The organism is Nocardiopsis sp. SBT366, from assembly GCF_001083815.1.
Lineage (GTDB): Bacteria > Actinomycetota > Actinomycetes > Streptosporangiales > Streptosporangiaceae > Nocardiopsis > Nocardiopsis prasina.
In genome coordinates, this window is the sequence record NZ_LAVM01000136.1 from 1 (window position 1) to 7,753 (window position 7,753).

At 70.9% G+C, this 7,753-nt stretch carries 3 protein-coding genes and 1 pseudogene; all 4 read right to left on the minus strand.

Annotation, left to right across the window (positions count from 1 at the left end; genetic code table 11):
* Positions 1-8: 8 nt before the first annotated feature.
* The gene (locus tag ADX84_RS24490; RefSeq protein WP_049579724.1) at positions 9-2,564 is read right to left on the minus strand and encodes a ribonucleoside-diphosphate reductase subunit alpha; all 2,556 of its coding nucleotides are present in this window, start codon (positions 2,562-2,564) and stop codon (positions 9-11) included.
* Positions 2,565-3,348: 784 nt separating this feature from the next.
* On the minus strand, positions 3,349-3,918 hold the full coding sequence (locus tag ADX84_RS24495) for a hypothetical protein (protein ID WP_049579726.1): 570 nt from the start codon (positions 3,916-3,918) through the stop codon (positions 3,349-3,351).
* A 26-nt stretch (positions 3,919-3,944) separates the two neighbouring features.
* Positions 3,945-5,687 (minus strand): NYN domain-containing protein, encoded by a 1,743-nt coding sequence (locus ADX84_RS24500; RefSeq protein WP_049579729.1) that lies wholly within the window; start codon positions 5,685-5,687, stop codon positions 3,945-3,947.
* A 210-nt stretch (positions 5,688-5,897) separates the two neighbouring features.
* A pseudogene (locus ADX84_RS26485) lies at positions 5,898-7,753 on the minus strand (RNA polymerase subunit sigma-24); the annotation flags it as partial.

The window sequence follows — 7,753 nt, forward strand, 5'->3', positions numbered from 1 at the left end:
GTCCCTCGCTACTGGCAGGCCTCGCACTCGGGGTCCTCGATGCCGCACGCCTGGCCGTCGACGATCTCGAACTCGTCCTCGGGCTCGGGCGCCACCGGCTCGGCCACCGGGGCCGGGCTGGGAGCCGGGCTCTCGACGGGGCTGGGAGCCGGGGCCGCCACGGGGGCGGCCGGGGTGGAGGCGACCGCGTTGAGACGGCCGTCCGTGCCCTTGAGCGTGCTCTTCTCCACGTGGGTGGCGCTCTGCGAACGCAGGTAGTAGGTGGTCTTGAGACCGGAGCGCCAGGCGCGGCGGTACAGGGCGTCCAGCTTCCTGCCGCTGGGGGCGCCCATGTACAGGTTGAGCGACTGGGCCTGGTCGATCCACTTCTGGCGGCGCGAACCGGCGTCCACCAGCCAGTTGGGGTCGACCTCGAACGCCGTGGCGTACAGGGCCTTGAGGTCGTCCGGCACGCGGTCGATGTCGCCGAGGCTGCCGTCGTGCATCTTGAGCGCCGACACCATGTCCTCGTCCCAGAGACCGCGCTCCTTGAGGTCGCGGACCAGGTAGTCGTTGACGACGGTGAAGTCACCGGACATGTTCGACTTGACGAACAGGTTCCGGTAGACCGGCTCGATCGACTGGCTGACGCCGGTGATGTTGGCGATGGTCGCGGTGGGCGCGATCGCCATGACGTTGGAGTTGCGCATCCCGGTGGTCTTCACGCGCTCACGCAGGGAGTCCCAGTCCAGGGTCTCGCCACGGTCCATGTCGAGGTCGCCGCCACGGGAGTCGGCGAGCAGGCGCAGGGAGTCGATGGGCAGGACGCCCTTGCTCCACAGCGAGCCGTCGAAGCTCTCGTACGCGCCGCGCTCCTTGGCCAGCTCCATGGACGCCTCGATGGCGTAGTAGCTGATCAGCTCCATGCTCTCGTCCGCGAAGGTCACCGCTCCCTCGGAGGCGAACGGCGTGCGGATCTTGAACAGCGCGTCCTGGAAGCCCATGAGGCCCAGGCCGACCGGGCGGTGGCGCATGTTCGCGCGGCGCGCCTCGGGGATCGTGTAGAAGTTCACGTCGATGACGTTGTCGAGCATGCGCACGGCGGTGCGGACGGTGCGGCGCAGACGCTCGACGTCCATGCCGTTCGGGCCCACGTGCTGCGGCAGGTTCACCGAGCCGAGGTTGCAGACCGCGACCTCGTCCTTGCTGGTGTTCAGCGTGATCTCGGTGCACAGGTTGGAGGAGTGCACCACGCCGTTGTGCTGCTGCGGCGAACGCAGGTTCGACGGGTCCTTGAAGGTGATCCACGGGTGGCCGGTCTCGAACAGCATGGTGAGCATGCGGCGCCACAGGTCCACGGCGGGCATCTTCTTGGAGACCTTGATGCGGCCGGCCTCGGCCTCGGCCTCGTACTTCTCGTAGGCCTCGACGAAGTCCTGGCCGTACTTGTCGTGCAGGTCGGGGACCTCGTCCGGGGAGAACAGGGTCCAGGTGCCCTGCTCCTCCACGCGCTTCATGAACAGGTCCGGAACCCAGTTCGCGGTGTTCATGTCGTGGGTGCGGCGGCGCTCGTCACCGGTGTTCTTCCGAAGGTCGAGGAACTCCTCGATGTCGATGTGCCAGGTCTCCAGGTAGGCGCAGACCGCGCCCTTGCGCTTGCCGCCCTGGTTGACCGCGACCGCGGTGTCGTTGGCGATCTTCAGGAACGGGACGACGCCCTGGCTCTTGCCGTTGGTGCCCTTGATGTGGGAGCCGAGGCCGCGGACCGGGGTCCAGTCGTTGCCCAGACCGCCCGAGTACTTGGACAGCATCGCGTTGTTGCTGATGCCGTGGAAGATGTCGTGCAGGTCGTCGCCGACCGTGGTGAGGAAGCAGGACGACAGCTGCGCGCGGACCGTGCCCGAGTTGAACAGCGTGGGCGTGGAGGCCATGAAGTCGAACGAGCTCAGCAGCTCGTAGAACTCGATGGCGCGGGCCTCGCGGTCGTCCTCGTTGAGCGCCAGACCCATCGCGACGCGCATGAAGAACGCCTGCGGGAGCTCGTAGCGGACGTCGTCGCTGTGCAGGAAGTAGCGGTCGTACAGGGTCTGGAGGCCGAGGAAGGTGAACTGCTCGTCGCGGTCGGCGTGCAGGGCCTTGCCCAGGCGCTCCAGGTCGAACTGGGCCAGCGCCGGGTCCAGCTGACCGAGGTCGATGCCGCGCCCGACGTAGGCGGCCAGGTAGCTGGCGTAGCGGTCGTCCATGTCGGACTGGGTGGCGGTCTCGGCGGCGCCGCTGACGAAGCTGAGGGCCTCGGTGCGGAGCTTGTCGAGCAGCAGGCGGGCGGCCACGTACGAGTAGTTCGGGTCGACCTCGACGTAGCTGCGGGCGGCCATGACCAGGGCCAGCTCGACCTCGGAGTCCGCGATCCCGGGGAAGAAGCCCCGACGCGCCTCGGTGAGGACCTTCGCCGCCGAAACACCGGTGAGCCGCGCACAGGCCTCGGTTACGACGTGCTCGATCCGGTCGATGGCGGCGGGGGCGCCACCTCCGTTGGTCGGCGCGGGCCGAACGGATGCGGGCACGGCCTCGACGTCAAGGGTCATACAGCGGCTCCAACCTCGGTAAAGAAGAGTCCCGGCGGGGAACGGGGTTCACGAGTAGCAGACGCGCGGCTCGCACCGGCGGCCCACCGCACCGGATGCGGATGGACCCGCGACCGGCGGGTCGCGGCGACTCCCCTCGAAGCCCCCTCGTCTGCGTTGCTGATGGCGGGCCCTGGGACCCGCGGGTGACCTACTCAACCTCCGCTTCCCGGGGCCCCGTGGGGCCTCGTCGCGCGTGGCGGTCGTCGTTCCCGTCTGCTCACCAGGGAGGGAACCCCGGTGAACCACCAACGGGTCCCGATACTACATCTAGGGGGTGCCACCTTGGAACACCGCAAGATGATGGCGTGTCGCGGATTTCTCGGATTCTTCGACGGATGTCGAACACACGCCTGGAGCGTGGTATGAGTGCCCCACGGGCGCCCTGTGACAGGGCGTCTCCGGCCGGGTTCGAGGGCCTTCGTGGGGGGTGGGACCCAGCCTAGAACGTCGGCGGGGCGCACGTGTCCGCCCGACTCCCGGAGATCGGCCACAGGGCCGCGCGGATACGCCGGAGAAGGGTTCGCGCGACCCGGGATCGACGACCGAACCTGGCGTACCCGGTCGGTGTGGCTGCGGGAAACGGACCCTGGGAGTCCGGAGACGGCCGATCACGCCCCCGGCAGGGGCCGGGTCGGGGGCGCGTCAGAAAGCTCACTTCCCGGGGGTGTCGTCGGCGGCCGCACGGCTCGCCGTACCCCGGGTCGGGCACGCACGGGCGCCCGGCCGCGACCGCGTGTGCCGGTCAGAAGTCCAGGAGCATGTCCAGGTCGTCCTCTGCCAGGCCGAGGTCGGTCCGGATCCGGAAGCGAATGCGCAGGAGCTCGTCGAACAGGTCCCGGGCGTAGGGGGACAGGTTGCGGTTGCCGAACCAGCGCGCGCCCGAGGTGGCCCAGCGCTCCGCGCCCTCCAGGTCGTCGTGGGCGTAGAGGACCTCGGCCACGTGGATGTGGGTCTGGAGTCCGGGCTGGACCCCCTTCTCGAGCCGCTTCAGGTGCTCGTAGGCGAGGTCGCGCTCGTCCAGTTGGAGCAGCGCCCCCGCGCTCAGCGCGTGCGCGTCGACCACGGTCGGGCCGCCGTCGTCCATGGCCCGCTGGTAGGCGGCGCAGGCGCGCTCGAACTCCTGGGCGATCTCCCACTGCTCGCCGGCGCGTACGAACAGCTCCGCCCGGGTCACCTCGCTCCCCGCGTCGACCTGGTTGGCCAGGTCCAGCAGCTGGGCGGCGATCCGGCTGTGTTCACCCGACCGGACGGCGTGGAATTCCAACCGGTCGAGTTCTGCCGTCGTCACTTGGGTCAACCGCGTCGCCCCCATCCCCTACTCGCACTCGCGCGCGCCGGTCAGGGCCTGGCACGCTCCAGTGCCTGCCAGAACCCCTGGCGCAGTCCGTCACGGACCTCGTCGCGCAACAGGTGGTCGATCGGGAGCGAGGAACCCTGGAGCAGCCTCGCCTCCAGGTCGGAGGGCATCCTCGGCCTACGAGCCAGGACAGCCTCCACCCACAGGGCGGGCGCCTCACGAGCGATCGACTCCGCGAAGTCGTTCCCTTCCTTGTGCGCGACATGCACCGCGTCATCAACGGTATGCGCGCCGGAGCCCGTCTGTTGGGTATATCCAGGACTAGGGTTGGATTCCTGGTATCCAGCCGTACCGAACCGGCTGTCGTACTCGGGACCAGTAGGTCGCCGTTCCCCGAAACCGGGGGCGGCGCCACCGCGGCGAGCGGTGTCAGTTGCCGTACTGGTCCCATAGGTAGGGTTTGTGTCCGCCCCACCTCCGAAGCCTGCTTCGTCACCGGGACCGAACCTCAGGTCCGGGCCGGGCGGAGGTGAGTTTCTCTGCGGTGGCCCCTGCTGGAAGTCGGCGAACGAGGCCTGCGGACCGGTCCCCGTGTCGAAGGACCGCTGGGGTCCCGTCCCGTTGAAGGACGGCTGCGGCCCGGTCCCGTTGGTGTATCCGGGCTGGGCGCCGGGCATCGGCTGCCCCGGCTGCTGCCCCTGTACCGGTCTGCCCTGGAGGCCGTAACCGCCCTGTTCCATCCCGCGCATGGACGGGTGCCCGCCAGTGCCGGAGGGCGGATATCCGCCCTGGCCGTTGGGGCCGTGCCCGTTCTGGGCCGCGTGGACGTTGGGCGCGGGATGCGACCCGGAGGCACCGGGGTAGGAACCGTTGCCGTTCACCCCGGGCGGGGCCTGTCCGCCTGAGGGGAAGCCGTTCGCGTCGATGCCACCGGAGGAGGGGCTCTCCGAGCCGGGCCCGGCCAGGTGGTCGACGCCGCGCTGCTGCGCTATCGAGCGGCGCATCGCACGCAGCTGCTCCATGGCGCTGCCCTGGGGCACGGGCTGTCCGCCGGTGCCCGCGAACATCGCCTCGAGTCCGCCGGTGGAGGTGTTGACCGGCTCTCCCCGGTTGGAGCTGGTCGGCGACGACGCGGGCTGGCGCGGCTGCGGGGTCTCGGGCTGGCGCGGCGACTCGGGGGCGGACCGGCCGCGGCCGTTGGCGAAGGGGGTGGTCGTCTTGGCGGCGGTCTCCTGTGTGGAGCCGCCACCGGACAGGAGGTTCACGTGGGGGCGCAGGTGCCCGGCGCCGATCTCGATGAGGTCGTCGCTCTCCCGGCGCAGGGCTCGGGAGATGGTCCAGTTGCCCTCCACCGAGATGTGCACGACGGTGACGCGCACACCCATGTCCTGGACGTCGGCGACCACGGGCGCCATGTCCTCGTCGCCGCTGACCAGGACCGCGTCGGAAAGGACACCGGTGCGGGCCAGGGTGGTGAGGTCCCGTTGGACGTAGCTCTCCACGCCTTCACGACGTCCCGGCCGTATCCGGGCGGCCCGGAACTTGACGCCGGGGATGTCGGCGATGCTGTCCTGTTCCTGGGCCCGCCGGTCGTCGGCGACCGCCTCGTACCAGTAGCAGCGCAGGAGCGGCAGCCCCGTCCGGTCCCGAGCCACCTCGTTGAGGAACTGGACGAGACCGGAGTAGTCCCAGGCGACGGAGTCCCGGTTACGGGTTCCGTGCACGGCCATCGCACCGTCGGCGAGAAGGTATCCCGCGTCGACGAACAACGCGCAGCGGTCCACGTGACACCGCCCCCTTCCCTGTCGATCTCTGGGGCCATATCCATGACCGGGGCACAGCCTAGCCAAGTCTGTCTCGTTTTGCGTGCCATCGACGAATACTTACAGTTACTAACCTGCTACGCAAAGGAGGCCCTTCGGGGTCGCGCCCGCTCCTGCGGATGCCCCACCAGGCCCGGAAGGGCCACGCAAGGGGCATCCCGGCCACCGGCCTCAGGTGCGCATCGGCGCGGTGAGGGCGACGACGCCCACCAACACGGCGTCCTGACCGGACGGGATTCGGATATCCGATTCGCGCCCGAGTACCGCGTCGAATCGGACCACGTCGGTCCCGAACGTCATCGGATCGCCCACCGCCCCGCGCGCGGAGCTCACGAAGGCGTTGTCGACGCTCCCGTGTCCGCTGGTCGGTGCGACCGGGGTCCCGCCCACCGTCACCCGGTCACCGGCGAGGTCCGCGTCGCCCTCCCAGGCCACCACGTCGAACCGGGCCGGGACCGACTCCGGCAGCAGACCGGACACCGGGAAGCGCGCCCCCTCGCCGTCCTGGAAGACCGCGGTGGTCTCGTCCAGCACCATCGCCTGGTGGTAGCCCTCCACCGACGGGTCCTCCATGACCACCACGAGACTCCATCCGGCGTGGACGCCCCTGCCCTCGCGTGCGGGGACGTCGCCGACCCACCACTCGCCGCCCCCGCCCGACCGGACCAGCTCGGTGACGTCGGCGAAGGCCTGGTAGGCGCGGTAGCCCGGCAGGTCGGCGGTACGGGTGTCGGTCGCGGTGACGGTGGTGTACGCGGCCATGCCGGGGCCCCTGACCCGCGCGGTGGGGGCGCCCGGCTCCCCCGCGGCCGAGAAGTACAGTCCGGCCCAGCGCACCGTTCCGCCCTCGGGGAGGTCCCAGGTGGCGGAGCTGGAGGAGGTGGTGGTGGGGTCCTGGTCGCGGTCGAGCGGGGCCATCACCCAGTTGTCGTTGTCGAGCCGGTCGCCGATCCGTTGGCGGGCGTCGGCGCAGACCCCGGGGGCCTCCTCCTCTTCCCCCTCCTCCGCGTACCCGTCCTCAGGGGGTTCGACGGGGTCCGGGGACTCGGGGATCTCCTCCGGGGAGCCGTCACCGGACTCTTCCTCGGGCTCGTCCCGTCCCTCGGGTGCGCCCTCCGTGTCGTCGTCGGCCCCATCCGGGGCGTCGCTCGGGTCACCGCCCTCTCCGAGGAGGTCACCGATTCCCCCGCCGAGTCCGGGAGAGACGGGGGTGACATCGGCGGGCGCGCGGCTGAGGTCCGCGTCGTCGGGTGGTGTGACCACACCTTCCTCCGGCGGGACCACCGCGCCCTCGTCCGGGAGTTCCAACGAGCCGCCTCCCGGCCAACCCCACCAGGGCCAGGGCCATCCGCCCTTCGGGGGGTCCGGCTCGGCGCAGGTCAGGAGGGCGTTCCCGACCGTTTCGGTGCGTACCTGCCCGGCGGTGGCGTAGCGGGCGGCGATCCCGTCCGGGGTCACCCCTCGCTCGCCGACCGCCTCGAATCTGACCTCACCCGAGGAGATCACCACGCTGGCGGGGACGTCCACGTCGGCGTCGGCGGCCACCCGGACGTCGAGGAACTGGGTGCTGTTCTCCCCCTCCGCCATCCCGGTGCGCACGCACTCGCCGCCGCCACTGCCGGTCGAGCAACCCCAGTCCCCGTTCCCGACGGCCATCGGGACCGCGTTCCCGGCGCCACCGGAGGAGATCATCTCCACCCCGGGCGGCAGGGTGATGGCGGCGACCACGTCACCGGCGGTTGCCGCGCCCACGTTGAGCACGTCCAGGACCATGATCCCGTCGCTGCCCGGCACCAGGGCGCCGACGGGGTCGATGCCCGCCGCGAACTCCGGTCCGGGCTCCTCCGGTTCCTCTGGCTCCACCGCGGGCGGGGTGTCCTCCGGGGCCTCCGGCTGCGGCGGGGTCCCGGGCGAAGGCTCCGGCGCGGCCGGGACGTCGGCGGGCACCGAGGGCACGGGCAGCGGTGCCGGTTCGGGTTCCGGGTCGGCCGGGTCCGCGGGGTCATCGGGGGCGGCCGGGTCCTGGG

Coding starts and splice junctions, on each gene's coding strand:
- ADX84_RS24490 (WP_049579724.1), bottom strand. CDS start 2,564: ATGACCCTTGACGTCGAGGCCGTGCCCGCATCCGTTCGGCCCGCGCCG.
- ADX84_RS24495 (WP_049579726.1), bottom strand. CDS start 3,918: ATGGGGGCGACGCGGTTGACCCAAGTGACGACGGCAGAACTCGACCGG.